Source organism: Lentilactobacillus fungorum (assembly GCF_016860605.1).
Taxonomy (GTDB): Bacteria; Bacillota; Bacilli; order Lactobacillales; family Lactobacillaceae; genus Lentilactobacillus; species Lentilactobacillus fungorum.
This window is the reverse complement of the sequence record NZ_BNJR01000012.1, coordinates 302,488-329,044: the sequence shown is the minus strand read 5'-3', so window position 1 is coordinate 329,044 and position 26,557 is coordinate 302,488. Positions and strand designations below refer to the sequence as shown.

23 protein-coding genes are annotated in these 26,557 nt (G+C 41.8%); 16 read left to right on the top strand and 7 right to left on the bottom strand.

The window, feature by feature from the left end:
* Positions 1 to 239: 239 nt before the first annotated feature.
* From mnmG to jag, 3 genes are all read right to left on the bottom strand, one after another.
* Positions 240 to 2,171 (bottom strand): tRNA uridine-5-carboxymethylaminomethyl(34) synthesis enzyme MnmG, encoded by a 1,932-nt coding sequence (gene mnmG, locus YK48G_RS07115; RefSeq protein ID WP_203630015.1) that lies wholly within the window; start codon positions 2,169 to 2,171, stop codon positions 240 to 242.
* Between the two features lie 270 nt (positions 2,172 to 2,441).
* On the bottom strand, positions 2,442 to 3,836 hold the full coding sequence (gene mnmE, locus YK48G_RS07110; protein ID WP_203630014.1) for a tRNA uridine-5-carboxymethylaminomethyl(34) synthesis GTPase MnmE: 1,395 nt from the start codon (positions 3,834 to 3,836) through the stop codon (positions 2,442 to 2,444).
* A gap of 217 nt (positions 3,837 to 4,053) precedes the next feature.
* Positions 4,054 to 4,761 carry an RNA-binding cell elongation regulator Jag/EloR gene (gene jag / locus YK48G_RS07105; RefSeq protein WP_203630098.1) on the bottom strand — a complete coding sequence of 236 codons (708 nt, stop codon included), beginning with the start codon at positions 4,759 to 4,761 and terminating at the stop codon, positions 4,054 to 4,056.
* A 234-nt stretch (positions 4,762 to 4,995) separates the two neighbouring features.
* Here jag and YK48G_RS07100 point away from each other — a divergent pair, with 234 nt between their 5' ends.
* Positions 4,996 to 5,958 carry a cation diffusion facilitator family transporter gene (locus tag YK48G_RS07100; protein WP_203630013.1) on the top strand — a complete coding sequence of 321 codons (963 nt, stop codon included), beginning with the start codon at positions 4,996 to 4,998 and terminating at the stop codon, positions 5,956 to 5,958.
* Here YK48G_RS07100 and YK48G_RS07095 read toward each other — a convergent pair.
* The 4 genes from YK48G_RS07095 to rpmH form a co-directional block, all read right to left on the bottom strand.
* Positions 5,955 to 7,283: an enolase C-terminal domain-like protein gene (locus tag YK48G_RS07095; RefSeq protein WP_203630012.1), complete on the bottom strand. Its 1,329-nt coding sequence runs from the start codon at positions 7,281 to 7,283 to the stop codon at positions 5,955 to 5,957. The genes YK48G_RS07100 and YK48G_RS07095 overlap by 4 nt on opposite strands.
* Positions 7,284 to 7,565: 282 nt before the next feature.
* Complete coding sequence (gene yidC, locus YK48G_RS07090) at positions 7,566 to 8,402, bottom strand: membrane protein insertase YidC (RefSeq protein ID WP_203630011.1); 837 nt, start codon at positions 8,400 to 8,402, stop codon at positions 7,566 to 7,568.
* Positions 8,399 to 8,764 carry a ribonuclease P protein component gene (gene rnpA / locus YK48G_RS07085; RefSeq protein WP_203630010.1) on the bottom strand — a complete coding sequence of 122 codons (366 nt, stop codon included), beginning with the start codon at positions 8,762 to 8,764 and terminating at the stop codon, positions 8,399 to 8,401. The genes yidC and rnpA overlap by 4 nt, the downstream gene beginning before the upstream one ends.
* A gap of 58 nt (positions 8,765 to 8,822) precedes the next feature.
* A complete protein-coding gene (gene rpmH / locus YK48G_RS07080; protein WP_087069517.1) occupies positions 8,823 to 8,957 on the bottom strand; it encodes a 50S ribosomal protein L34 in 135 nt (44 codons plus the stop codon).
* A gap of 504 nt (positions 8,958 to 9,461) precedes the next feature.
* Between rpmH and dnaA the strand changes: the two genes are divergently transcribed.
* The 15 genes from dnaA (at position 9,462) to rpsR (ending at position 26,430) form a co-directional block, all read left to right on the top strand.
* The gene (dnaA, locus tag YK48G_RS07075) at positions 9,462 to 10,814 is read left to right on the top strand and encodes a chromosomal replication initiator protein DnaA (protein ID WP_203630009.1); all 1,353 of its coding nucleotides are present in this window, start codon (positions 9,462 to 9,464) and stop codon (positions 10,812 to 10,814) included.
* Positions 10,815 to 11,007: 193 nt separating this feature from the next.
* Positions 11,008 to 12,147 (top strand): DNA polymerase III subunit beta, encoded by a 1,140-nt coding sequence (dnaN, locus tag YK48G_RS07070; RefSeq protein WP_203630008.1) that lies wholly within the window; start codon positions 11,008 to 11,010, stop codon positions 12,145 to 12,147.
* Between the two features lie 302 nt (positions 12,148 to 12,449).
* Positions 12,450 to 12,680, top strand: a complete 231-nt coding sequence (yaaA, locus tag YK48G_RS07065) for a S4 domain-containing protein YaaA (protein WP_203630007.1) — start codon at positions 12,450 to 12,452, stop codon at positions 12,678 to 12,680.
* Positions 12,677 to 13,795, top strand: a complete 1,119-nt coding sequence (gene recF, locus YK48G_RS07060; RefSeq protein ID WP_203630006.1) for a DNA replication/repair protein RecF — start codon at positions 12,677 to 12,679, stop codon at positions 13,793 to 13,795. The genes yaaA and recF overlap by 4 nt, the downstream gene beginning before the upstream one ends.
* A gap of 16 nt (positions 13,796 to 13,811) precedes the next feature.
* Positions 13,812 to 15,755 (top strand): DNA topoisomerase (ATP-hydrolyzing) subunit B, encoded by a 1,944-nt coding sequence (gene gyrB, locus YK48G_RS07055; RefSeq protein WP_203630005.1) that lies wholly within the window; start codon positions 13,812 to 13,814, stop codon positions 15,753 to 15,755.
* A gap of 185 nt (positions 15,756 to 15,940) precedes the next feature.
* Positions 15,941 to 18,496 carry a DNA gyrase subunit A gene (gene gyrA, locus YK48G_RS07050; protein ID WP_203630004.1) on the top strand — a complete coding sequence of 852 codons (2,556 nt, stop codon included), beginning with the start codon at positions 15,941 to 15,943 and terminating at the stop codon, positions 18,494 to 18,496.
* A 119-nt stretch (positions 18,497 to 18,615) separates the two neighbouring features.
* Complete coding sequence (locus tag YK48G_RS07045; protein WP_203630003.1) at positions 18,616 to 19,302, top strand: response regulator transcription factor; 687 nt, start codon at positions 18,616 to 18,618, stop codon at positions 19,300 to 19,302.
* Positions 19,292 to 20,293, top strand: a complete 1,002-nt coding sequence (locus tag YK48G_RS07040) for a sensor histidine kinase (protein ID WP_203630002.1) — start codon at positions 19,292 to 19,294, stop codon at positions 20,291 to 20,293. The genes YK48G_RS07045 and YK48G_RS07040 overlap by 11 nt, the downstream gene beginning before the upstream one ends.
* A gap of 223 nt (positions 20,294 to 20,516) precedes the next feature.
* A complete protein-coding gene (locus tag YK48G_RS07035; RefSeq protein ID WP_203630001.1) occupies positions 20,517 to 21,272 on the top strand; it encodes an ABC transporter ATP-binding protein in 756 nt (251 codons plus the stop codon).
* Positions 21,269 to 23,191, top strand: a complete 1,923-nt coding sequence (locus YK48G_RS07030; RefSeq protein ID WP_203630000.1) for an FtsX-like permease family protein — start codon at positions 21,269 to 21,271, stop codon at positions 23,189 to 23,191. Before YK48G_RS07035 ends, YK48G_RS07030 begins: the two co-directional genes overlap by 4 nt.
* 68 nt (positions 23,192 to 23,259) lie before the next feature.
* A complete protein-coding gene (locus YK48G_RS07025; RefSeq protein WP_203629999.1) occupies positions 23,260 to 23,619 on the top strand; it encodes a hypothetical protein in 360 nt (119 codons plus the stop codon).
* A gap of 188 nt (positions 23,620 to 23,807) precedes the next feature.
* Positions 23,808 to 24,917, top strand: coding sequence for a lactate oxidase (locus tag YK48G_RS07020; protein ID WP_203629998.1), 1,110 nt, complete (start codon positions 23,808 to 23,810; stop codon positions 24,915 to 24,917).
* Between the two features lie 377 nt (positions 24,918 to 25,294).
* Positions 25,295 to 25,591 carry a 30S ribosomal protein S6 gene (gene rpsF / locus YK48G_RS07015; protein ID WP_203629997.1) on the top strand — a complete coding sequence of 99 codons (297 nt, stop codon included), beginning with the start codon at positions 25,295 to 25,297 and terminating at the stop codon, positions 25,589 to 25,591.
* A 34-nt stretch (positions 25,592 to 25,625) separates the two neighbouring features.
* On the top strand, positions 25,626 to 26,156 hold the full coding sequence (gene ssb / locus YK48G_RS07010; protein ID WP_203629996.1) for a single-stranded DNA-binding protein: 531 nt from the start codon (positions 25,626 to 25,628) through the stop codon (positions 26,154 to 26,156).
* A 37-nt stretch (positions 26,157 to 26,193) separates the two neighbouring features.
* Positions 26,194 to 26,430 carry a 30S ribosomal protein S18 gene (gene rpsR, locus YK48G_RS07005; RefSeq protein WP_203629995.1) on the top strand — a complete coding sequence of 79 codons (237 nt, stop codon included), beginning with the start codon at positions 26,194 to 26,196 and terminating at the stop codon, positions 26,428 to 26,430.
* Positions 26,431 to 26,557: the final 127 nt, after the last annotated feature.

Here is a 26,557-nt window from a genome sequence, read left to right as displayed (position 1 = left end):
TATCGAGCTTCACGAACAGCCATCCTTAAAATTAGAAGCTTGCCGGTGATACTAATGCAAAAGGGGTGGCTCCGCTTAATATTGCCTTAATCACATAACTACCTATCCACTTGTATCATAACCCCATAGTAATTTAGAGAGGGAAATTTTGACTTGCTAAATAACGGGCCGACCAGAAACCGTATCAGTTTCTAGTCGACCCGTCATTTGAGATTAGTTAACCTGCCACTAGCAAATACCTATTGTGCCAATTTTGTAATTTTTCCCTGTTGGATATAAACGCTTAAAATTGCAATGTCTGCAGGGTTAACACCACTAATCCGTGATGCTTGGGCAATTGTCTGGGGATGAATTTTCTGCAGTTTCTGCCTAGCTTCGGTCGCAATGCCATCAATGGCTTCGTAATCAATTCGATCTGGAATCTTCTTGGCTTCCATTTTCTTCATTTTAGCAACACTTTGCTCAGCCTTTTTGATATAGCCAGCATATTTAGTCCGAATTTCAACTTGCTCAATCACATGTCGGTCTAATGGCTCGGCCGGAGCATCAATAAAGCGCATCAAAGTTTGATAGTCAACGTATGGCCGTCGTAAAAAGATTGCGGCAATCACGCCATCTTGCAATGGCTTGTCACCGTGAGCCGTTATAAACGCATTAACGTCATCAGACGGTTTGATTCGAATTTGGTTCAGTCGGTCTAATTCAGCCTCAATCGCTTGTTTTTTAGCTAAGAACTTTTGGTAACGATCATCAGAAATCAAGCCAATTTCATGGCCTTTTTCGGTTAATCGCATATCCGCATTGTCAGTTCGCAACAACAAACGATATTCTGCGCGACTAGTCAATAATCGATAAGGTTCTTTGGTCCCCTTCGTCACTAAATCATCGATCATCACGCCAATATAAGCTTCGTTGCGCTTTAACACAAACGGTCCTTTTCCAAGTGCCCGCCGGCCAGCGTTAATGCCAGCAATGATCCCTTGGCCAGCAGCTTCTTCGTAACCTGACGTCCCGTTGGTTTGACCAGCAGTAAAGAGATTCTTAACCACTTTGGTCTCTAACGTTGGTTTCAGTTGATAAGGCGCTACAACATCATATTCAATGGCATACCCTGGCCGCATCATTTGAGCATTTTCTAATCCGGCAATGGTATGAAGCATCTTTTGTTGAACCTCTTCGGGCATTGACGTTGATAAGCCATCAACGTACCACTCTTCGGTTTTGCGGCCTTCCGGTTCTAAGAATAACTGGTGGCGGCTTTTGTCCGCAAACCGAACAATCTTATCTTCAATCGATGGACAGTAACGCGGTCCAACGCCTTCAATCACACCAGTAAACATTGGGGCGCGATCGAGGTTATCACGAATAATTTGGTGAGTCGTTTCGTTCGTATAGGTCAGCCAGCAAGATAGCTGGTCTTTAACGGCCAAATAGTCTTTATCAGCCGATTCAAAGCTAAAATGATGTGGTTGTTTATCACCAGGCTGTTCAGCAGTTTTACTGTAATCAATCGTTGTTCCGTCAACTCGCGGTGGCGTTCCAGTCTTAAATCTTTCGAGGTCAAATCCAAGTGATTCAAGATTCTCCGATAGCTTTTCAGCTGGCTGCGAATTATTTGGCCCGGATGCATACATCAACTCGCCAATAATAATTTTTCCACGGGCAGCCGTCCCAGCAGCAACGACAACCGCTTTAGCAGCATATCTTGCGCCGGTGTTGGTAACAACGCCCTTGCAGGTCCCGTCTTCAACGATCAACGAGTCGACAATTCCCTGACGAAGCGTCAAGTTGGGTTCTTTTTCAATCGTGTGCTTCATTTCTGCGTGATAAGCATGCTTGTCAGCCTGAGCTCGTAATGCTTGAACCGCCGGGCCTTTACCGGTATTTAACATCCGCATTTGAATGTATGTTTTATCGATATTTCTGCCCATTTCACCACCAAGGGCATCGACTTCTCTAACCACGGTGCCTTTTGCCGGGCCACCAACAGATGGGTTGCATGGCATAAAGGCGACCATGTCTAAATTGATGGTTAAAAGCAATGTTTGATTGCCCATCCGAGCTGCAGCCAAAGCGGCCTCACAACCAGCGTGACCGGCACCAACGACGATAACGTCATAATCTTTTCCGCGATATTTCTGTTTCACATCGCTTACACGTAAACTTTTCAACAAAATTCCTCCAAAATATAAAGTGAGCGAAGCAAAGCGCTTAGAAGCTGGAGCCTAAGGTTACTCGGCCGGAAATCCCGGGCCTGGATTTTTGGTCGAGTAGCCTTAGGTGCAAGCTTCTGCTTTGCGCAGCTGTCCTAAAATCAGTGAGCGAAGCCAGGCGGTTAGAAACTGGAACATAAGTCTCCTCAGACAGAAATTCCCGGGTTTGGAATTTTTGGCTGAGGTGCTTATGTGGAAGTTTCTGCCTGGCGCAGCTGTCCTCCAAACTTATTTCCCTAAACAAAATTGACTAAATAATTGATCAATCAACTCATCTTGGTAACTATCACCGGTAATTTCACCGAGATAATCCCAACAACGGGTCATATCAATTTGAACTAAATCAACCGGCATGCCGTCATTTAATCCTTTAATCACATCTTCCAAAGCTGACTTGGCTTGGTTTAACAAGCCAATGTGGCGGGCATTGGTTACCATCACGTCGTTTTGGCTGCTGGTAATTCCTTCATCGAAGAACATCTTAGCGATCAACTCTTCCAGCTGGGTAACTCCATTTGCTTTAATCGCCGAAGTCGAAATGATCTTTTGGCCCTTTGTTAAAGCCTTAATTTGCTGTAAATTGATTTTGGTTGGTAAATCCGTTTTGTTTAAAACAATAATTCGTTGTTTGTCTTCAGTTGCTTTTAATAACTCTTGATCTTCGTTGGTTAAAGCTTCACTGGCATTTAGAACTAGTAAAACTAAATCCGCACTGTCAATTGCTTTTCTCGATCGGTCCACGCCAATCTTTTCAACCTTATCTTGCGTATCCCGAATACCGGCCGTATCCACTAATTTCAAGGGGACGCCACGAACGTTAACATATTCTTCCAAAACATCCCGTGTCGTTCCCGGAACGTCGGTTACAATCGCTTTATCCTCATGCAGCAAGTGATTCAATAAACTTGATTTACCAACATTGGGTCGGCCAATAATTGACGTTGCCAAGCCTTCTCGTAAGATTTTACCTTGTTTAGCGGTTTTTAAGAGTTGCACAATTCGTTCGTGGACATCAGTTGCTTTTTGCCGCAAAAGTTTACTGGTCATCGTCTCCACATCATCGTATTCTGGATAATCAATGTTAACTTCCACTTGAGCCAGTACATCCAAAATATCCTTTCGCAGGTGCTTAATTAGGTGAGACAAATTACCATCTAACTGGCTAATAGCCGCCTTCATGGACCGATCCGTTTTAGCCTCAATCAAATCCATAACGGCTTCTGATTGGGACAGGTCAATTCGACCGTTTAAAAAAGCCCGTTTTGTAAACTCCCCAGGTTCAGCCATCCGAGCACCGTTGCTTAGAACTAATTGTAAAATTCGATTCGTAGCAACTAAGCCGCCGTGACAGTTAATTTCGACAATATCTTCTTCGGTATAAGTGTGCGGGGCCCGCATTACTGAGAGCATTACCTCGTCAACTTCTTCATGAGTCGTTGGATCGACAATGTGGCCGTAATTAATCGTGTTGCTGGCAACTTTATCAAGGTTTTTACCTCGATAGATCTTTTTAGCAACGGCCAAGGCGTCTTCGCCACTAATCCGAACGATCGAAATGCCACCTTCACCAGGCGGCGTCGAAATAGCTGCAATCGTATCAAATTCTGTTGTTGTTAAAACCATGATTAAGCTTCCCTCCGAATATTAAACAAACCAATTGTGTGGCTATTAAACCACAAAACCGGCTTTAACGCACAAAAAAAGCGCCACTCCACACTAAAAAGAACTAGCATGGATAAAGCACTTTGACTACTTTACCTAGTTAAGATAAGAATGATTACCTTCATAATATTTTAAAGTACGCGATTTGTCAATCGAAATTTGGACTTGTTACCTATCATTACTTAGGCGCAACCACAATCACCCGGTGAGGTTCCTTACCAGTTGAATACGTGACAACATACTTATTATCAGAAAGCGCATTATGAATCTGTTTGCGCTCAAAAGAAGGCATTGGGTTCAAATATACCGGCTTGCCATTCGCAATCGCGTTTCGAGCCGTTTTTTCTGCCAATTGCTTTAAAGCGTCACTTCTCCTCGAGCGATAGTTCGCAGTATCAAGCTCCACGTCAACGTTATTGGCCCCCAGTCGGTTAATAAAAATCTGCGACAAGTTTTGAAGCGCGTTAATCGTGCGGCCATGTCTGCCAATTAACCGGCTTTCCTGGTCCGTATCAATGTCAATATAAATGGCATGCTTGGTTTGAATGTCTAACTTTAATTTGAATGCAAACCCCATTGCTTTGAGTACATCACTTAAATAATTGGCTAATTGTTGTGAAACCATTTCTAAATCAACAGCCTTCTCGTTACTACTCGGTTGAGTAGTCGGCTGCTTGGTTTCTGAATTAAGTTGAGGGCTTGCTGGGCTTGGTTTAAGACTGCTTTTTTGCTTGATTTCAACTTGAGCTGGTTTGCGACCAAAGCCTAAAAACCCTTTTTTGGGTTGTTGAATAATGGTTACTTCAGCTTGGTCCTGAGTCATTGATAAGGCGGCTAGCCCTTGTTTTACGGCATCTTGGATAGTTTTTCCAGAGTAAATTGTCATCATAAACTCCCTTTATTTGAATGGATTTAACTAGGTTATGATAGCATAAAACCGCCCACTTATAAATGGTTTCCGATAAAAAACGCAAACTAATCGGAAACTTTAAATTAAATAACTTTTTTACAATCACCATTTAACCAATCTTTCATGAGGACGGTATAATGGACGGTAATAACCCTGTACTACTTAGTCATCAAAAAATGGCGTTCAATCGACTAGTTTTCGTTTTGAGGAGTGTCAATTTTGGCAAATATAAATCAATATGATGCTGGGCGAAACATTCAACTGGATCGGCAACACCGCTTAAGTAAACTTCAAGAAGCCCAGAAGATAACCTATGCAAACTTAACCGCCTATACGTTTATTATGGCCGCTGAACTAATTATCGGTTATTGGAACCACATTACAGTTCTCATTGCCGACGGGCTTAATAATTTAACCGGCGTTTGTGGTGCCGCCATTTTAATCATTGGCCTCAGGGTCTCTCGCCGGCCACCAGACTCAAACCATGTACTTGGCCACTGGCAATACGAAAATATTGCGGCCCTTTTATCGGCAACGATTATGTTTGCAGTCAGTATTCAAATTTTAGTGGATGGCGGCTTTGCAATTCATAACTTTTTTGCTGGCCATTTCGTCCATCCCAATATGTGGTCACTGGGCATTAGCCTCTTGTCTGCTTTAGTTATCTCAATCCTAGCAAAATTTAACGCACTGAAAGGTGCCCAGTTAAACAATCAAGCATTAACAGCTTCCGGTCAAGACTTAAAAAGTGATGCCTGGACTAGTTTTGGCACCTTTCTGTCGATTGGTGGCGCCTATCTAGGTGCCCCTTGGCTGGATGGCGTGGCGACGATTGCTGTTGGTTGCTTGATTCTTCACGCTTCGGTCTTAATTTTTAGAACAACCATTATGCGGCTGACTGAAGGCTTCAACCCCACCTCAATCGACCACTACAGTCAAACCATTAGTGCGATTCCCGGCGTTCTAGGAATTCAAGGAATTGAACCCCGCTGGTTAGGTGATCAAGTGGTCATGAAAATTGGCATTTACTTAGCAGACGATACTGATTTAGCCACCGCTTACGCAATTGGCGAAAAAGTTGAGCACGCGTTAATGACCCAATATGATATTTTGGACGCTGATGTAATGACTTATCCAGTCAGCTTAAAAGACAATCCTAACGACGTTGATTAGCGAACCAGGGCCGGCCGATGGGGATCATATTGCCAATTGGGAATTAAATACTGCATTGCTTTGGCATCATCTCTGGCTCCCAACTGGTGAGTAACGTAAAGTTGATGGGCTTTATTAATCGCATCCCAATCAATTTCAACCCCTAAGCCTTCATTCGTTTTTGAAACCGTTAACGTGCCGTTTTTTATTTGATACGGATGCTTGGTTAGTGCCTGACCATCTTGCCAAATCCAGTGAGTATCGATCGCGTCAATATCTCCAGGCGCCGCTGCCGCAGCATTTGCCGCCATTGCCAGTGATATATCGAAGTGATTATTGGAGTGAATTCCCCAGTGAAGGCCAAATTCATGACATAGCTGAGCCACACGGACCGAGCCGGCCATTGTCCAAAAGTGAGGATCGGCTAATGGGATCGAAATACTATTCAAGCTAATGGCATGGCGCATTTGCCGCCAGTCAGTATCAACCATATTTGTAGCCGTTGGCATAAATGTCGCTTTTTGAAATTCAGCTAGAATTTCTCTGCCGGAGAACCCATCTTCAGCGCCACAGGGATCTTCAATATAAGTCAAGATTCCTTTCAGGGCTTTAGCGTAAGTTATTGCTTGTTTTAGTGACCAGCTACCGTTTGGATCCAGGTCCAATTTGGCTGTCGGAAAGGCTTTGTGGAGGGCTTTGATGGCGGCCACCTCTTTTTGGCCGTCAAAGACGCCGCCCTTTAACTTAAAAGTCGTAAAACCATAACGCTGAAAAGCTGCCTTGGCTTGCCTAACAATCGCATGGGGCGTGAGGGCTGCTTGTCGCCGAACTTTGCCCCAATCATCGCTTTGATCATCATCGAAAATGTACGGTAAATCTGTTTTGGTTCGATCACCGATATAAAACAAGTAACCCAAAACCGGCACCTTTTCTCTCACCTGACCATCGCCCAACAACGCCGCAACCGGAACGTGCAAGAATTGCCCCAAAAGATCCAAAAATGCCGTTTCAACCGCAGTGATCGCGTGGATGGTTACCCGCTGATCAAATGTTTGGTTCCCCCTGCCAGCCACGTCTAAATTACCAAATTGACGCTTGATTGCTTGGAGAACTTGTTTATAGTCTCCTAGAGGCTTGCCGATGACTAAATATTTTGACGCCATAAGCACTTGGGTGATTTTTTCGCCACCGGGAACTTCACCGACGCCAACCGTTTCTCGATCAGTTGTCAAAACGACCAAGTTACGAGTAAAAAACGGGCCGTGAGCACCGCTTAAGTTCAACAACATACTGTCATAACCCGCAACGGGGATGACATCCATCTTTCGAATAATGGGAATCGTCATTTTAATCACTCCTCGTATAATCAAAGGATACTTAGGTAAATAAACGTATCGCCGTGGCCCATTAACTAAAATTTAAAAGCTTATCGATTAGCTCGTCGACAGCCAGCAAACGACTAATTGATTGGTCACTTTCGATTACCTCGTCCTACCCTTCTATCAAAAATTAAATTAATAGCTTTATTTTAATCGTTTAGTCGGCAAATGTAACCGGTTAATTAGACCCAAAAGAAAAACCTGTCTTGGCAAATTGCCTTGACAGGTTTTTGGTAATTCAATCATTCATTATTTACGTTTGCTTCTTTTAGCCTTCTTAATGGCTTTTTTAATGGCCCGTTGCCGCTGGCGTTCTTTTCTTTGTTTTTGCTCACGTTCACGCCTGATCTTCCAAGGATTTTGAATGACCAAGGTTTGGCCCACTTGAAAGGCGTTGGTAACCACCCAATAAAGCGATAGCGCAGATGGTAAGCTAACCGCCATAATGAGGATAAAAAACGGCATCCCAATGGTCATCATCGTCGTCATTGAATTGGATTCAGGTTGTCCTTTCATGGCCAGCCAAGACGAAACAAAGGTAAAGATCGCCGCTAAAACCGGCAAAATGAAATATGGATCTGGATGTCCTAACTGTAACCAGAAGAACGTCCCACTCCTTAAAATATCAGTTCGCCAAATTGCTTGATATAGGGCAAACAAAATTGGCATTTGGACAATCAATGGCAAGCAGCCAGCAATTGGATTAATTCCTGCTTCGGCATAAAGCTTCTTTTGTTCTGCTTGCAGCTTTTGCATCGTTTCAGCATCCCTTGAGGAATACTTTTTTTGTAATGCTTTTAACTGCGGTTGAACTTCTTGGGTCTTTCGCATACTTCTGGTCTGATAAACCATCAGCGGCAAAATCACAATCCGAACCAAAATGGTAAAGATGATGATTCCCATCCCATAGTTATCGCTAAAGAACTTCGATAACCAAATAATGGCCCTAGAAAAGTTTAGGACGACCCAGCCATCCCAGATACCTGTACTGTGCTCAGTGATTGGCGTATTACTACAAGCCGAAAGAACGACGGTTAAACTTACTAATGATAGTAATACCAGTAATTTTTTTATTCTCTTTTTCAACGTTTTTCCCCACTATCATAGTTGGAATCGATCAGCTTAGCTAACTTAAGTACGTGAATCAAACCTGCTTTGATCTTCTTGCTCGACATCTGATCCGTTGATGGGCGTGCTATCACGATAAAGTCAACATCTTGTCGCAAATCAGGCTTTAATTCCAGTAACGCTTGTCTAATCCGACGTTTCACCCAATTCCTATGTACAGCATTGCCAATTTTTTTACCAACGGAAATGCCGACGCGAAAATGTGGTTGGTTAGGCTTATCCAAGGAATAGACAACAAATTGACGATTTGCAACCGAGTTATGAGTTTCAAATACTTTTTGAAACTCTGCCTCTTTTTTTACTCGATACGATTTTCGCATGATCCATCTCCACAAATTTACAAAAAAATATGAAAAAGACCACTGAATGGTCAGTGGTCTAAACAGACAATGATTTTCTACCCTTTTGCCGGCGGCGTGCTAGCACTTTACGACCATTGCTGGTGCTCATCCGTTTACGGAATCCGTGAACCCGAGCGCGGTGACGCTTCTTTGGTTGGTAAGTTCGCTTCATGATGATATCCTCCTTTGCTTCGAAGTCGCGTTTAAGCATTCATTCACTATATGTTCAAATGCATTTCCCAAATATACTAACATAAATTGCTAATTAATGGAATAGGCTTTTCTCAGTTCTTCTAAAAAGCAAAAAAAGTTTAAATTTGTTTCATGAACAAAAGCTGTGGATAACTACGGTAATCCCACTGGTTATTTTTGGCAGTTTACACAGGCTTATCCACAGACTCACAGATTGTTTCTAAAGTTATCCACAGGCTGTGGATTTCTTTTTCTTTTTTTGAAATATCCTTGTTCGTATCGGCTTTGGTTATCCACAGCTACCTGTGAATTGTGGATAATTCCCTGTTTGTTTTCCACTTATCCACAAGTTACTTATTCCGTTTTCCCCTCCCTGTGAAACAATTATACACAGGCCTTTTTTGCCTGTGGAAAACTTTTCTGGAGAATGCTAGAATTAATTTGCATTTCGTAAACGACTCAAATCAGAGGGGGGAAATTCAAAGTGCTTGATAAGGATTCTTTATGGCAAAAATTAAGTGAACAATTTCGAAGTAATACGACTGACCTTACATACGACACTTGGATCAAGCCGGTTACACCTGTTAGTTTTGACGGGGCAACACTCACGCTATCTTTACCTTCTGAATTACATTTGGACTACTGGAAACAACAATTGGCACCGAACCTCATTGAATATGCCTATATCATTACCAAAGGCAACATTGAGCCAAAGTTTGTTCTCGACGCTGATATCCAAAAAGAAGACCCAACTTCAGAGCAGCCAGCCAATCCAGATTCAGACAACGCGGTTAGTGATGATTTTTCCTTTAGTAAAGATAATCATCTCAATCCCAACTACACATTCGATAACTTTATCATCGGCAAAGGCAATCAAATGGCTCATGCAGCTGCGTTAATTGTTTCAGAAGAACCTGGCAAGCTTTACAACCCGTTGTTCTTTTACGGGGGTGTCGGCTTAGGCAAAACGCATTTAATGCAGGCAATTGGCAATAAACGACTCGAAGATCATCCAGAAACTAACGTTAAGTACGTCACCAGTGAAGCCTTTACCAATGACTTCATTAACGCAATTCAAACTAATCGTACTGAAGAATTCCGACGAGAATACCGCGACGTAGACATTTTGATGGTCGATGATATTCAGTTCTTTGCCCAAAAAGAAGGGACTCAAGAAGAGTTTTTCCACACATTTAACGCTTTGTATAACAATAATAAGCAAATTGTTTTGACGTCCGATCGGGTTCCCCAAGAAATCCCCAAGCTGCAAGAACGCCTGGTTTCACGCTTTGCCTGGGGACTGCCGGTTGACATTACGCCGCCTGATCTAGAAACCAGAATTGCCATTCTCAAGAACAAAGCTAAACTGGATAACCTAGCCATTCCAAACGATACCCTGGCTTATATTGCCGGCCAAATTGACTCAAACGTCAGGGAATTAGAAGGGGCACTGTCTCGGGTTCAAGCTTATTCCAAGCTCAAAAACGAGCCGGTAACAACTGATTTGGTTTACGAAGCCTTACGGGGGCTTAAGTTAACCAAGACCAGCCAAGAGTTATCGATTGTTGATATTCAAAATAAGGTCGCCAGCTATTTTCACGTTTCAATTAGCGACCTAAAAGGTAAAAAACGTATGAAGTCAATTGTGATGCCAAGACAAATCGCCATGTATCTTTCAAGAGAAATGACCAGCAATTCCTTACCTAAGATTGGTAAAGAATTCGGTGGCAAAGATCACACAACCGTCATTCACGCTTGCGATAAAATTGCCGAAATCATCAAAATTGATGCTGATTTACGCAGAGAAATCGCCGATATCAAAAGTGAGCTTAGTTAAAATGGTATAATCGGCTGTGGATAATTAATAAAAAGGCCGAGCAGTTATGCACAGTTTTATCCACAGCTTTTTTGTTGATAACTTCAGACTTAAACAAAGTTATCAACATTTCCACAGTGCCTACTGTTACTACTTTTTCTTTTATTAATTAAATATAGTCTATTCACCACTTCTTGGGAGGTTGATTTAAAGCATGAAGTTTACAATTGGTCGAACAGCATTTACAAAAGCACTCAACACCGTTTCTAGAGCAATTTCTACTAAGACAACAATTCCAATTTTGACGGGACTTAAACTAGTCGTTACCCAATCTGCGATTGTCTTGACAGGTAGCGATGCTGATATTTCAATTGAAACAACTATTAAAGCAGATAATCCAGATAACTTATTGGCGGTTGAATCAGAAGGATCAATTGTTTTGCCCGCTCGTTTCTTTACCGACATTGTTAAGAAATTACCGCAGGATACCATTACGCTTGAGGTTGGCGAAAATTTCCAGACAATGATTACTTCAGGTCAATCTTCTTTTACAATTAATGGATTAGATGCGAACAACTATCCACATTTGCCTGAAATTCAAACCAACACATCAATTCCACTGGCAGCAGACCTGTTTAAACAAATTATTAGTCAAACTGTAGTAGCCGTTTCCAACCAAGAAAGCCGCCCCATTTTGACAGGTGTTCACTTCGTTATTTCCGGTAACAACATTTTGGCAGTCGCAACAGATAGTCATCGATTAAGCCAACGCAAAGTGACTTTAGAGTCGTCCATTGATGATGCTTATGATTTTGTGATTCCAGGAAAAAGTTTAACGGAACTATCACGGATGGTTGAAGACGCGCAGGAAGAAATTTCATTGTCGGTTACGGAAAATCAAGCTCTATTTGTCATTGGCGATACGCTCTTTTATTCACGCTTACTTGAAGGCAATTATCCGGATACAACCCGGCTGATTCCAGATTCTTACGATACCCGAGTTTCTTTTGAGGCACCTGAATTATTGGCTGCAATTGAACGGGCTTCCTTACTTTCTCACGAATCCCGGAATAATGTGGTAAAGATCACGATTGACCCTGATAAGAAAGCTGTTACCATCTATGGCAATTCACCAGACGTTGGTAATGTTGAAGAAGATATGGTTCCTAAAAGTGTTGAAGGCAATGAATTAGAGATTTCATTTAATCCGGATTATATGAAGGATGCGTTACGGTCATTTAGTCAAGCAACGATCAATCTTGATTTTACGTCCGCATTGCGACCATTTACGCTAACCCCAACTGAAGACAGTGAGAGTTTCATTCAGTTGATTACGCCGATTCGGACGTTCTAGTTGACGATTATCAATAAGCACCAGCGTTGCCAGCCTTAGCGTTATTAGGCTGGTTTTTTTCTGTTTAAAATTAACTTTGTGAAATCCACTCATTGACTGGCTAATATTCTTCAGGTTCAAAAGTAAAAAAAGACCGAGAATGATTTATTAGCTCATATACGTAGTTTTTAGCAACTTTCGCTGATTTTTGATAAAAATATCCAAAAAGTCAAAAAGTTCTGAGAATGCCCAAGAATCGTTGTTAACATGTACTTTTAATAAAATAAGGGGTATAATGGTAACTGTAAAAGGTGGGTGAAATTGTGAAAAAAGAGATACTCATTGCTGGACCATACATGACCTTGGGGCAGTTGCTAAAAGAAGAAGCCATCATTAGTAGCGGCGGCCAAGCCAAATGGTTTTTAAAAGAAAACGTCGTTAATGTCAATGATGAACCTGATGATCGTCGTGGCAGAAAATTATACGATGGCGATCACGTTGAGGTGCCAGGCGTTGGCTTATTTTTTATTCACTCAAAGCAGGAATCTGAATGAAGTTAACGAAAATTGAGCTCCATCATTTTCGTAATTATATCGATCAAACACTCGATTTCTCGGCTGGGATCAACGTCTTTCTTGGTGAAAATGCGCAAGGGAAGACAAATTTATTAGAGGCAATTTATGTTTTAGCCCTCACTAGAAGCCATCGAACTAATAATGAAAAAGAATTGATCAATTGGAATAGCCAAACTGCTCAAATTAGAGGAATTTTACAAAAGCGACTGGGGTCAGTTCCAATTGAACTTGATTTAGGGCCAAAAGGGAAACGAGCGAAAGTAAATCATTTGGAGCAGGCCAGGCTTTCAAGCTATGTTGGCCAATTGAATGTCATTTTATTTGCGCCTGAGGATCTTTCGATTGTCAAAGGTGCCCCCCAAGTCCGGCGAAAATTTATGGACATGGAATTTGGCCAGATGAGTAATCGATACCTATATAATTCCACCCAATATAAAAAGATATTAAAACAACGAAATCGTTATTTGAGAGATTTACATCACCATGTGCAATCTGATCGGGTTTATTTGGATGTCTTATCCGATCAACTTTCGGCTTATGGCGCTGAAATTATCTTTCAAAGATTGCAGTTGATCAAAAAATTGGCGAAGTTTGCGCAAAGGATTCACTCAGAGATTTCTCAGGGAAAAGAAACGCTAGCCTTTGCCTATAAAACAGCGGTGGCTGATGATCAATTAACCTCAGTAGAAACGATTTATCAAAATTTGCTTAACCAATTTAAGCAAATCAAAGAAAAAGAAATTACCCGCTCAACTACGTTAATTGGCCCTCATCGGGATGATTTGAATTTTGTAATTAATGGTAAAGAAGTGCAGTCGTTTGGTTCCCAGGGCCAACAACGGACAACTGCGCTTTCTGTTAAGTTGGCCGAAATCGACTTAATGAAAGAACAAACCAATGAATATCCAATTTTATTATTGGATGATGTTTTGTCAGAGTTGGATGATTTTCGCCAGACCCATTTACTAACGGCAATTCAAGATAAGGTTCAGACCTTTTTAACAACGACGAGCTTAAGCGGCGTCCAACAGGAACTATTGACCAACCCTAAGATATTTCGAATTGAGAATGGCAATGTAAGTCTGGAAAAATAGTGAAGGAGAAACGGATATGGCTGATGAGAAAGAGACAAAAAAAGAATTAGCTCACGAATATGATGCGAGCCAAATTCAAGTTTTGGAAGGGCTTGAAGCTGTTAGAAAGCGTCCAGGGATGTATATTGGAACAACTAGTTCGCAAGGCTTACATCATCTTGTCTGGGAAATCGTTGATAACGGAATTGACGAAGCATTAGCGGGATTTGCAACTAAGATTACCGTGACTGTTGAAAAGGATAATAGTATTACCGTTGTCGACGATGGTCGAGGCATTCCGGTTGATATCCAACAAAAAACCGGCAAACCCGCTTTAGAAACGGTCTTCACAATTCTTCATGCTGGCGGTAAATTCGGCGGTGGCGGCTACAAAGTTTCCGGTGGCCTCCATGGGGTTGGTGCTTCCGTTGTTAACGCCTTGTCGTCTGAGCTGGATGTTGAGGTTACTCGAGACGGCAAAGTTTATTATATGGACTTTACCCGGGGCCATGTTAAGACAAAAATGAAGGTTATCAAGACGGTGTCTGATGACTTACACGGAACCAGAGTGCATTTTCTCCCCGATCCAGATATTTTTCGAGAAACCACCACTTATGACATTAAGGTGTTAACGGCTAGGTTACGTGAATTAGCATTTTTAAACAAAGGTTTGCGAATCGTAATTCGGGATTTACGTCCCGAAAAACCAACTGAACAAGACTTTATGTATGAAGGCGGCATTCGGCATTACGTCGAATATTTAGATAAGAGCAAGGAAACCTTACTCGATGAACCAATTTATGTGGAAGGGGTTATGAATGGTATTACCGTAGAGGTTGCCATTCAATACACCAATGATTACCACAATACATTAATGACGTTTACCAATAACATTCATACGTACGAAGGCGGGACGCACGAAGAAGGCTTTAAGCGTGCCTTAACTCGAGTGATTAATGATTATGCCCGCAAAAATAAGTTACTGAAAGATAATGAACCTAATCTTTCAGGAGAAGATGTCCGTGAAGGAACGACCGCCGTTGTCAGCATTAAACACCCAGATCCTCAATTTGAAGGCCAAACAAAGACCAAGTTAGGAAACTCGGATGCTCGGACAGTGACTGATCGAATCTTTAGTGATCATTTTGCCAAGTTTTTGATGGAAAATCCTAAGATGGCCAGAAAAATTGTTGACCGAGGGCTGTTAGCTTCTAAAGCCCGATCAGCTGCTAAACGGGCACGTGAAGTGACTCGTAAAAAAAGTGGTCTAGAGATCAGTAATTTACCTGGTAAATTAGCTGATAATACCAGTAAAGATCCACGAATTTCAGAATTGTTTATTGTCGAGGGTGATTCTGCCGGCGGTTCAGCTAAACAGGGACGTTCGCGGTTAACTCAAGCCATTTTGCCGATTCGAGGTAAAATTTTGAACGTTGAAAAAGCCAGCATGGATCGGATCTTAGCTAATGAAGAAATTCGGTCATTGTTTACAGCGATGGGGACTGGCTTTGGTGAAGATTTTGATCTTTCAAAAGTTAATTACCACAAGTTGATTATTATGACGGATGCCGACGTGGATGGTGCGCATATTCAAACTTTGTTGTTAACGTTAATTTATCGGTATATGCGGCCGCTAATTGATGCCGGCTACGTGTACGTTGCCCAACCACCGCTTTACCAAGTTCGTCAAGGAAAAATGTCTCGTTATATTGATTCTGATGAAGATTTAAGCCAGTTCTTAGGAACCTTGCAACCATCGCCTAAACCGGTTATTCAACGGTATAAAGGTCTAGGTGAAATGGACGCCGAACAGTTATGGGACACAACGATGAATCCAGAAAATCGGCATTTGCTGAGGGTTGAATCGTCGGATGCCGCAGAGGCTGACCGTGTCTTTTCAATGTTAATGGGCGACAAAGTAGAGCCCCGGCGTGAGTTTATTGAAGATAACGCAACGTTTGTGGAGAATTTGGATGTCTGAGAGTGCGGCGCTGGGCAATTAGAAACCGGCGTATCAGTTTCTGTTTAGCAACGGGTGTTTTCGGTTAAGTGTTTTCTAGACGAAAAAGGTCGTCGATCCAGGCAATTAAAAAATATGAATAGGTGTTCCACAAAAAACGTTCGCTGATGTTTCACATGAAACATCAGCTTCTTCCCTTGATATGAATGGAGGTAAACAGTTTGGCCAACGAAAATAACAACAGTGGTGATATTGCCGGTCGAATTACCAATGTTGATTTATCTAAAAAAATGCGAACATCGTTTCTCGACTATGCAATGAGTGTCATTGTTGCACGGGCGTTACCTGATGTTCGTGATGGATTAAAACCAGTTCATCGACGAATCTTGTACGATATGCATGAACTGGGGGTTACCCCAGATAAGCCTTATAAAAAATCGGCCAGAATCGTTGGGGATGTTTTGGGAAAGTATCATCCCCACGGTGACACGGCGGTTTATGAATCAATGGTTCGAATGGCGCAACCATTCAGTTATCGCTATATGCTCGTTGATGGTCATGGTAACTTCGGTTCTGTCGATGGCGATGGCGCTGCGGCAATGCGGTATACAGAAGCTCGTTTGAGTAAAATTGCGATGGAAATGCTTCGCGATATTAATAAAGATACGATTGACTTTCAACCTAACTATGATGGTACTGAACGTGAGCCTAGTGTGCTGCCATCCCGGTTTCCCAACTTACTAGTTAATGGGGCTTCAGGAATTGCCGTTGGAATGGCGACAAATATTCCACCTCACAACTTGTCCGAAGTAATCAGTGCCATTCACGTATTGATGAGCAATCCTCAAGCGACGACGGCTGATTTGATGGAAGTATTACCGGGGCCAGACTTCCCAACTGGTGGTGTGGTAATGGGCAAATCTGGCATTAGAAAGGCTTATGAAACTGGCAAGGGGACGATTATTGTCCGCGCCAAAGTTGAAATTGAAGGTAAGCCAGATGGCAAACAGCGAATTATTGCCACCGAATTGCCATATATGGTTAACAAGGCTAAGTTAATCGAAAGAATTGCGGAACTTGCCCGGGATAAACGAATTGAAGGCATTACCGATATCAATGATGAATCCGACCGTGAAGGGATGCGGGTCGTGATCGACGTTCGTCGGGATGCCAGCGCTGAAGTTATTTTGAATAATTTGTACAAATTAACTTTGATGCAGACATCATTTAGTTTTAACATGCTGGCGATCGTTAAAGGAACGCCAAAGATTCTCAGCTTGAAAGAAATCTTGAACTATTATCTGGAACACCAAGTTGAGGTCATCAAACGCCGGACCCAGTATGAATTAAAGAAAGCCCAGGCTAGGGCTCATATTCTTGAAGGCTTAAGAATTGCATTAGATCACATTGATGAAATCATTAAGATTATTCGGGGTTCGCAAACTGGTGAAGTGGCTAAAAATCAATTAATTGAGGGCTTTGGCTTGGATGATAAACAAGCTCAGGCAATTCTTGATATGCGCTTAGTTCGCTTAACCGGGTTGGAACGTGACAAGATTGAAAAAGAATATGCCCAATTAATGAAAGATATTGAAGATTACAAGGCGATTTTAGCCAGCCGTGAGCGGGTTAACCAAATCATTTATGAAGAATTACTTGAAATTCAACATAAATTTGGTGATCCGCGGCGAACGGAGCTATTGGTTGGTGAAGTGTTAAGTCTTGAAGATGAAGACTTAATTGAAGAAGAAGATGTCATTATTTCACTTACCCATAATGGTTACATTAAACGACTGCCAACGACCGAATTTAAGGCACAAAACCGTGGTGGTCGTGGTGTTCAGGGAATGGGTGTTCATAACGATGACTTTGTGGAACATTTAGTTTCAACATCAACTCACGACGTTCTCCTATTCTTTACCGACGCAGGCAAAGTTTATCGAATGAAGGGGTATGAAATCCCTGAATATGGTCGTTCGGCAAAAGGAATTCCAATCATCAACTTGCTGAATATCAGTAATGGAGAAAAGATTGAAGCGGTCATCAACGTTTCAGATAAACACCGCGATATCGAAAAAGATCTCTTCTTTGTGACTTTACACGGAACCGTTAAACGAACGCCAGTAGCTGAATTTGCTAATATTCGTAGCAATGGTCTTAAGGCAATTCATTTAAAAGATGATGATCAAGTTATCAACGTTTTAATTGTGGATCCAAACCAAAACATTATTATTGGCACGCACAAAGGCTATGCCGTTAGCTTTAACGCGGCAGATGTGCGGTCAATGGGCCGATCAGCAACGGGAGTTCGGGGAATTCGTCTACGAGATCTAGACTATGTTGTTGGGGCTGACACGTTAAAGCCAGATAGTGAAGTATTTATTATTTCTGAAAATGGCTATGGTAAACGGACAGCGGCTAGCGAGTATCCAATCAAAGGTCGTGGCGGTAAAGGAATTAAGACTGCTAACGTTACTGAAAAAAATGGACCACTTGCTGGTTTAACCACGGTTACTGGCGAAGAAGATATCATGCTAATTACCGATAAGGGCGTCATGATTCGATTTAGCGTTGAAGATGTATCGCAAACTGGTCGAGCTACTTTAGGTGTTCACTTAATTCGTATGGATGATGGTGCCAAAGTCGCAACCATGGCTAAAGTTGAAAAACAATCGGATGAAGATGACGATCACCACGCAACTGATCAACCAACCGATTCTGATCAGTCAACTGAAGCCGATGATCATCAAGATGGTGATTAATGATTAAGAAGATAGTGACTAAGCCGTTAAACTGGGAATCCAACTGGATGACCAGTTTTTTTCTTGGGCAAAAATGGTATGATTAACTTGCTATTTAAGCCTTTAAAGGGGGTTAAACAATGGATCGCATTTTTATTGTTGAAGATGACCCAACAATTACGGCCGCTATGCTTCAGGAATTTCATAAATGGCAGTATATCGCTCAAACCGTGACTAGTTGGGATCATGTGATTGACGAAATTCAAAACTTTAACCCGGATATTGTGTTGATGGATATCACGTTACCAACGTTTGATGGGTTTTATTGGACCAATCAGTTAAGACAACTATCGAAAGTCCCTATCATTTTTATTTCGGCCGCCGAAATGGATCCAAATGCTGTTCGGGCGATTGCGGCTGGCGCGGATGACTATATCGTCAAACCATTTTCGCTAAACGTGTTAGTTTCAAAAATTCAAGCCGTTATCCGGCGAACAAAGCAAGCTGCTAAACCGATGGAAACGTTGACTTTTGAAGACTATCAGTTAACGATTTTGACTAATGAATTAAAGCATGGTGATGTAAGTGTTAAATTAACCCCCACGGAGGGAACAATTTTAAAATTATTATTTCTAAATGCTGGTAAATTAGTGACAAAGAAGCAGTTAATGCAAACTATTTGGCAAGGCGGTTTATTTATCGAAGAAAGCGTGTTGACCGTTAATATGAGCCGACTGCGGGACAAATTGGCACAAGTAAATTTGCGAAATCGCTTGGTAACTGAGCGTGGACATGGTTATCGACTGGTGGCTGCCGATGAACTCTAAAGATTGGTTAAAACAACTTATTAAATCACAAATAACCGTTATCCTGCTATATATTGGGATGTTATTGATGGTCTGGGGGCTTTGCGAGCTATATCAGGTTCCTCAATCAGTTGTAGTCGATTTGTTGCGGTTCACTTGGATTCCATTAGTTGTGATCATTGGGTATCGGCTTATCACTCAATACTTGGACATTAAAAATTTGCAGCAGTCCATCGAACAAGATAAATTACCGATAAAACCGCATAACCCAAGGCTACAACCGTACTGGCAGGCATTGGTTGACATTAAACAACAACAAGTCCGCCGACAACGATCCTTGGATCAGCGAATGGCAAAAAAACAGGATTATCTGATGCTTTGGAGTCACGAAATCAAATTGCCACTAACCGCCTTGCAGTTATTAGCGGAAAATAACGATTCTGTTAAAAGTGATGACATCCAGCAGCAAATTCACTTGATTACTAACCAAATGACGCTCTTATTAAATTATGAACGGTTGGCAGATTTTCATCATGATTTGGATTTCACGTGGCAGTCAGTTGAAGCGCTCATAATGCCCATTATTAAAGACGATGCGATTTTCTTTATTAATAAGCGGTTGTCCCCTCAATTGACATTAGGGAAAGTCCAAGTTCTGACGGATAAAAAATGGTTAAGCTTTATTTTAGAGCAAGTGATTTTTAATGCTTTAAAATATTCAACCGAAGCGGCCAGCATTGATATCTCGTGGCAAGAAAACCAATTAGCCATTACAGATCATGGCATTGGCATTTCTGCTAGTGACTTACCCCGAGTGTTTGAGCCGGGGTTTACCGGTGAAAATGGTCGAAGACAGCAGGCAGCGACTGGGATGGGATTATATATGGCTCACAAGGTTGCCAAGCTGCTTGGCGAAAAATTAACGATTTGTTCCACGAGAAACATCGGAACAACGGTGACCCTGACTTTTCAAAAAGACCATGTGAGATTTGATGGGCGTAAAGTTAAGTAACCAGCAAATGTTGTAAAAGTTAGGGGTATTGTGGTTGTTTAGAGGCTAATCGTTCCTAACGATAGGCTTTAGCGTTGGCGTTTGCTGACGATGATAATGAACAAGGTTACTTAGCAGAATTAATTAAAATAACAAATTGTAAGGTTGCTGACTTTACCGTAACTGGTATGAACGTTGGCAGCCTTTTATACTGGCCTTAAATCAAACAAAGGAGAGTCACATCATGCCATTATTAACATTGGAACATATTCGGCGAATCTTTAAAGAAGACAGCCAAGAAGTTATTGCGCTAAAGGACATTTCTTTAACAGTTAAGCAGGGGGACTACGTTGCCATCATGGGTGAATCTGGCGCTGGCAAAACGACCCTGCTTAATATTATCGCTACTTTGGATAAAGCTAGCAGTGGGATCATTAAACTTGATGATCAGGATCTAAATGAACTAACGGAGCAAAAGGCTGCTAAATTTCGCCGGGAACAACTCGGGTTTGTCTTTCAAAATTTTAATTTGCTCAATACCTTTAATAATCAAGATAATATTTTTCTGCCATTGGTATTGGCCCGAAAAACGCCTCAAGAAATGAAGCAGCGGTTGATGCCGTTAGCGAAACAATTAGAGATTACAAACATTTTGGCGCGTTATCCTTATGAAATTTCCGGGGGTCAACGACAGCGAATTGCTGCTGCCCGTGCTTTAATCACACAGCCACGGTTATTATTAGCTGATGAACCAACTGGTGCATTGGATTCACATAATGCGGCTAGCTTATTAAGGTTGTTTGATCAAGTCAACGAACAAGGACAAACTATCTTGATGGTTACCCACAGTGCGGTGTCTGCCAGCTATTCGAAACGAACATTATTTATTAAGGATGGCGTTATTTACCATGAGCTTATTAGAGGTGATCAAAGTAAGCGGGATTACCTCACAAAAATTACTGAAACTCTCACTGCTTTGGCAAGTGAGGAGGTGCAATGATGATTCATTGGAAATTGGCGAGTCATAGTCTCACCCATCATTTAAGAGAAAACGGGCTTTTCATTTTAGCCAGCTCAGTATTGATTGCAATCAACTATATTTTTTGGAATTTATTGGGGAACCGGACATTAAAAAACACGACAAATGGTGACATTATCATTAACGTGATCGGAATTGGTTTGGTATTTGTCGTGATGATTGCGATTATTTTTATGTTCTACGTTAATAGCTTTTTAATCAAGCAACGAAATCAGGAGTTAGGCCTCTACAATATGCTAGGCCTAACCAAAACTGATTTGCGGCTGATTTTGTTAATTGAAAATGCTGGTTTGTACATTGTTAGTTTAGTAATTGGGTTGATTTTAGGAACCACCTTCATTCAACTTGCTTTTTTAGTCTTGCAACGACTACTTGCCGATTATCGTTTGAAAGAAAGTTTTTCTCTAACTGCTTCAATCACGGTTACAATCCTTTTCGGCGGGATCTTCTTAGCAATTTTAATTTACGATTTTCTTCGATTACGCCAAGTGAGACCCGCGGATCTCTGGCGAGCGGCTGGTACTGGTGAACGAGAGCCTCAAAATCGTTGGATCGTTGGCTTAATTGGTCTTTTATCACTCGGGGCTGGCTACTTAATCGCCGTGACGACTAAACCAAATGCGGGCTCAATTGTCAGGTTTATGATTGCCGTCATTTTTGTGGTGTTGGGCACCTACTTAGTTTTTATCGCCGGCAGTATCAGTTTATTGAAGTTTTTAAAATCAAAGCCGCATTTTTATTATCAGCCAAACCATTTTATTTCAATTTCTGGCATGTTATACCGGATGAAACAAAATGGGGCCGGCTTGGCTTCTATTTGTTTGTTATGTACGACAATCTTAGTAACGGTTATTGCAACCACCAGCTTATTTGTGGGGGAGCAAAACTTAGTTCAACTTTGGAACCCCTATGATGTGATTACAATGACGAATCGGCCGGCGACAGCGCGGATGATCATGCAAACTCAGCAGATAGCGAAACAGTATCACGTGGAACTGGGAGCCGATCAGCATTATCGTATGACGACGCCGACTGCGGGTATTTTAACAGCCAATCGATTTCAGAGAAACGAGTCGGCTAAGACATCTCATCAATTAAGCACGATGAGCATTGAGTCATATAACCGAATTCAAGGTACCCACCAGAAGTTAGTCGGCAATCAATTGCTTATGTACACCCCGGATAATCATTACCATAACAAGCAACTCATCATTGGCAAACACAAGTATCCTGTAAAGGTCATCCCAAATTTCAAAATGGCGGTCAGTTATGAGCATTCAATTTTTAAACCTGTCTTTATCGTGACAGCAAATCAGCGGGTGGCAAAAGCGATTAACCCAACCCCTTGGTTATATATCCGTGGCTTTAATCTCCAGGGTTCAAAAAAGAATCAAAAGCGGTTTGCGTTGGCTTTACAACAAAAGCAGCATTTACGAAACGATGAATTTTCTGCCAAGGTGAGTCAACAATCCCTATTTAAATCGCTTTTCGGTGGCTTTTTATTTGTTGGGATTCTAATCAGTTTCACAATGAGTTTTGCCACAGCCCTCATTATTTATTACAAACAAGTCTCTGAAGGCATCGCTGACGCTGAACGGTTTAAAACAATGCAGCAAGTGGGCCTCAGTCAATTGGAGAGTAAAAAGGCCATCCATAGCCAGGTACTCTTGGTATTTATGTTGCCAATTGTTGGTGCGGTCGTTCATTTGGGGTTTGCATTTCCAGCCATTCGCAGTGTGTTAACGATCTTTTCAATGTATCGGTTGAGTTTGTTAATGATCGTTAGCTTGGTAACGATTGTGCTATTAGTAGCTTGTTATTTAATCATCTATTGGTTAACTACTAAAGTTTACCAACGGTTAGTGACTCATCCGCTTTAGGACAGCAATTGGTCCGCTGTCCTAAAGGCGTAATTGATTGAACAATGGTCATTGAAGGGGGAAAAGAAATGCGCCGTCAAATTATGTCGTATGGGTTAAATATGATTCTCAGTATTTGCGTGGTGGTCGTGATTTCGGAATATCAAATTTTAGGAAACAGTACATTTGGCAAGCCCGGGATGTGGGAAGCCATCGCCGTCAATGTTGTCCTTGGAATCGCTGTCATAAGTATTGTGCTCCTAACAAAAGTGACGATCGTAGGTGATGTGTATCAAGGAATTTGGCTATTGATTTTCATTTTGCTGATTGTAATTGCTTTGATTCGATTGACCGGGATCTTGACACTATTAGGGATTTTGGTTGGCGGCTTGGGCGTTGCTAATTGTAGCCGTTACTTTCTATTAAAACTGCAAAATACGAGCAAATGATTACCTAACACAGTTAAAAAATTTGTCACGCTGTTAGCTATTAATCAAAATGAGCGTTTTCGTCAATCATAGAAATCATAACTAGATAAATGATCGCAAAAAATAAAAGATGCAATTCTTTGACTTACTAAATGTAAGTGTTACACTTGCGATAGTAATGAATAGACTGATTGATGGAGGCGTCAGCGATGGCTGTAGTTAATGGATACAAGCAAAATGAAAACGAAAAGAAATTAGATATTTTAAATTTGCCTTCGCTTGAAGAGCAAGCAAAACAAATTATCCCGACTGGTGGATTTGGTTACATAGTCGGCGGCTCAGAAGATGAGTGGACGCTGCAGGCAAACCGAAAAGCATTTACCCATAAACAAATTGTTCCCAAGGCTTTAAGTAATATTGAAAAGCCGGAGTTGGCTACTAACGTCTTTGGCATTCCGCTAAAAACGCCGATTATGATGGCACCAACCGCTGCGCAGGGACTCGCTCACGCTGAAGGCGAAAAAGATACCGCTCGAGGTGTCGCGGCAGTTGGCGGCCTAATGGCTCAAAGTACCTATTCATCAACATCGATCGCGGATACGGCCGCTGCTGGCAACGGTGCGCCGCAACTTTTCCAACTTTATATGAGTAAGGATTGGACGTTTAATGAGGCCTTGCTGGATGAAGCTAAGAAGGCTGGTGCTAAAGGGATTATTTTGACCGTTGACGCAACGGTTGATGGCTATCGAGAAGCTGATATTATCAATCACTTCCAATTCCCAATCCCGATGGCTAACTTATTGAAATTCAGTGAAGGTAATGGCAAGGGTAAAGGGATTGCCGAAATCTATGCTGCCGCCGCTCAAAAGATTGGGCCAAAAGATGTTGAACGGATCGCCAGCTACACCGATTTACCAGTTATTGTTAAAGGAATTGAGTCGCCAGAAGATGCCCTTTATGCAATTGGCGCTGGTGCTGCTGGTGTTTACGTTTCTAATCATGGTGGTCGTCAATTAAACGGTGGCCCAGCTTCATTTGACGTATTGGAAAGTGTTGCCAAGGCTGTTAATGGCCAAGTACCCGTTATCTTTGATTCTGGTGTTCGTCGTGGTTCAGATGTCTTTAAGGCACTAGCTTCCGGTGCTGATTTAGTCGGAATCGGCCGACCTGCAGTTTACGGTTTGGCATTGGGAGGCGCTCAAGGGGTTCAATCAGTCTTTGAACACTTGGGAGAAGAACTGCAGATTATTATGCAGCTAGCTGGCACCAAGACGATTGACGATGTTAAGAAGACCCACTTATTGGATATTAGGTACTAATTGATCTGTGTGCTGCATTCCATTGATGCTCTCTAAAGAATGATGGTCGTTCATTCTAATTTTCAATGGAATTTCAAGCTAGAGAGCACTTAGTGGTTGGGGCACAATTTGGAAATGTCCCCTACGTTTCCAACCCCTGATTTATACAATAGGAACAGCGAGTGGTCGTATGACTGCTCGCTGTTTTGGTATTTGCTGAAATAAAATGATAACGGCTTTGATTTGCGTATATAATTAATGTATCGTAAATCAATCATTAGGCGTATTGATATTTTTAAGGTTACATGTTATAGTTTTACACTGTGAGTATCTGGGTAAAAACAGAAACTCTCCTTGCTCTCGGGAAGAGGGCCATAAGTCCACAAGGAGGTGCAATCATGGAAGAAAAGAAATACGAAATTACTTACATCATTCGACCAGATATCGAGGAATCAGCTAAATCAGAATTGATCGAGCGATTCGACAAGATTATCACTGATAATGGTGCTAAGATTATTGATTCAAAAGACTGGTCAAAGCGTCGATTCGCATATGAAATTGGTGGTTATAACGAAGGAACTTACCACGTTATTACTTTAACAACTGATTCAGATGCCGCTTTGAACGAATTTGATCGTCTTTCCAAGATCAATGGCGATATTTTGCGTCATATGATCGTTGTTCGTGACGACTAATTTAATCATTCTAATATGAGAGGAGCACTTCAGCATGCTTAATCGTGCAGTTTTAACGGGTCGCCTAACCCGCGATGTTGATTTACGATACACTCAAAGCGGAATCGCTGTCGGTTCGTTCTCCTTAGCTGTTGATCGGTCATTCACCAATCAGCAGGGAGAACGTGAGGCTGACTTCATTAACTGCGTAATCTGGCGTAAGTCCGCTGAAAATTTTGCCAACTTCACCCATAAAGGCTCGCTTGTTGGAATTGATGGCCGCATCCAGACCAGAAATTACGAAAACCAACAGGGTCAACGAGTTTATGTGACTGAGGTCGTGGTAGATAATTTTGCGTTGCTTGAACCCCGTGGTGCACGGAATAACTCAGGTAATCAGCAAAATGGCAATGCTCCTCAACAAAACAATGGAAATGCCAATCCGTTTGATAACGGTTCAACGAATCAACCCAATAATGGGAGTAGCAATAACGGGAATAATGCTAACAATAGTGGCAATCCCGGTGACCCATTCGCTAATTCAGGGGATTCAATTGACATTTCCGACGATGATTTACCATTCTAACGAATTGGTGAATAAGAAACTTTGAGGAGGAAATACTATGGCATATCAAAGACGTGGCGGCCGTCGTCGTCGCAAAGTTGATTTTATCGCTGCTAACCACATCGAATACATCGACTATAAAGATATCAACTTGTTGGAACGCTTTGTTTCAGAACGTGGCAAGATTTTACCTCGCCGAGTTACCGGAACCAGCGCTAAGAACCAACGTAAATTAACTATTGCAATTAAGCGAGCACGGATTATGGGCTTGATGCCATTCGTTGCTGCTGACTAATCGTAATACTTAGAGCTATCCCTAAATGGGATGGCTTTTTTGTTATTAATAATCGGGGTAACTTTTCACATGATGGCTGTGACGGATTGCTTAGGCCAATTGTGAGTAACGACATCAAGTGATTCTC

What these genes read in the sequence shown, in the direction of transcription:
- rnpA (WP_203630010.1), bottom strand. Translation starts at nt 8,764, where the DNA reads ATGCGAAAATCGTATCGAGTAAAAAAAGAGGCAGAGTTTCAAAAAGTA.
- YK48G_RS07030 (WP_203630000.1), top strand. Translation starts at nt 21,269, where the DNA reads ATGATGATTCATTGGAAATTGGCGAGTCATAGTCTCACCCATCATTTA.
- YK48G_RS07045 (WP_203630003.1), top strand. Translation starts at nt 18,616, where the DNA reads ATGGATCGCATTTTTATTGTTGAAGATGACCCAACAATTACGGCCGCT.
- rpmH (WP_087069517.1), bottom strand. Translation starts at nt 8,957, where the DNA reads ATGAAGCGAACTTACCAACCAAAGAAGCGTCACCGCGCTCGGGTTCAC.
- recF (WP_203630006.1), top strand. Translation starts at nt 12,677, where the DNA reads ATGAAGTTAACGAAAATTGAGCTCCATCATTTTCGTAATTATATCGAT.
- dnaN (WP_203630008.1), top strand. Translation starts at nt 11,008, where the DNA reads ATGAAGTTTACAATTGGTCGAACAGCATTTACAAAAGCACTCAACACC.
- rpsF (WP_203629997.1), top strand. Translation starts at nt 25,295, where the DNA reads ATGGAAGAAAAGAAATACGAAATTACTTACATCATTCGACCAGATATC.
- gyrB (WP_203630005.1), top strand. Translation starts at nt 13,812, where the DNA reads ATGGCTGATGAGAAAGAGACAAAAAAAGAATTAGCTCACGAATATGAT.
- YK48G_RS07040 (WP_203630002.1), top strand. Translation starts at nt 19,292, where the DNA reads ATGAACTCTAAAGATTGGTTAAAACAACTTATTAAATCACAAATAACC.
- YK48G_RS07025 (WP_203629999.1), top strand. Translation starts at nt 23,260, where the DNA reads ATGCGCCGTCAAATTATGTCGTATGGGTTAAATATGATTCTCAGTATT.
- rpsR (WP_203629995.1), top strand. Translation starts at nt 26,194, where the DNA reads ATGGCATATCAAAGACGTGGCGGCCGTCGTCGTCGCAAAGTTGATTTT.
- ssb (WP_203629996.1), top strand. Translation starts at nt 25,626, where the DNA reads ATGCTTAATCGTGCAGTTTTAACGGGTCGCCTAACCCGCGATGTTGAT.
- YK48G_RS07095 (WP_203630012.1), bottom strand. Translation starts at nt 7,283, where the DNA reads ATGACGATTCCCATTATTCGAAAGATGGATGTCATCCCCGTTGCGGGT.
- YK48G_RS07020 (WP_203629998.1), top strand. Translation starts at nt 23,808, where the DNA reads ATGGCTGTAGTTAATGGATACAAGCAAAATGAAAACGAAAAGAAATTA.
- YK48G_RS07035 (WP_203630001.1), top strand. Translation starts at nt 20,517, where the DNA reads ATGCCATTATTAACATTGGAACATATTCGGCGAATCTTTAAAGAAGAC.
- gyrA (WP_203630004.1), top strand. Translation starts at nt 15,941, where the DNA reads ATGGAGGTAAACAGTTTGGCCAACGAAAATAACAACAGTGGTGATATT.
- mnmE (WP_203630014.1), bottom strand. Translation starts at nt 3,836, where the DNA reads ATGGTTTTAACAACAACAGAATTTGATACGATTGCAGCTATTTCGACG.
- jag (WP_203630098.1), bottom strand. Translation starts at nt 4,761, where the DNA reads ATGACAATTTACTCTGGAAAAACTATCCAAGATGCCGTAAAACAAGGG.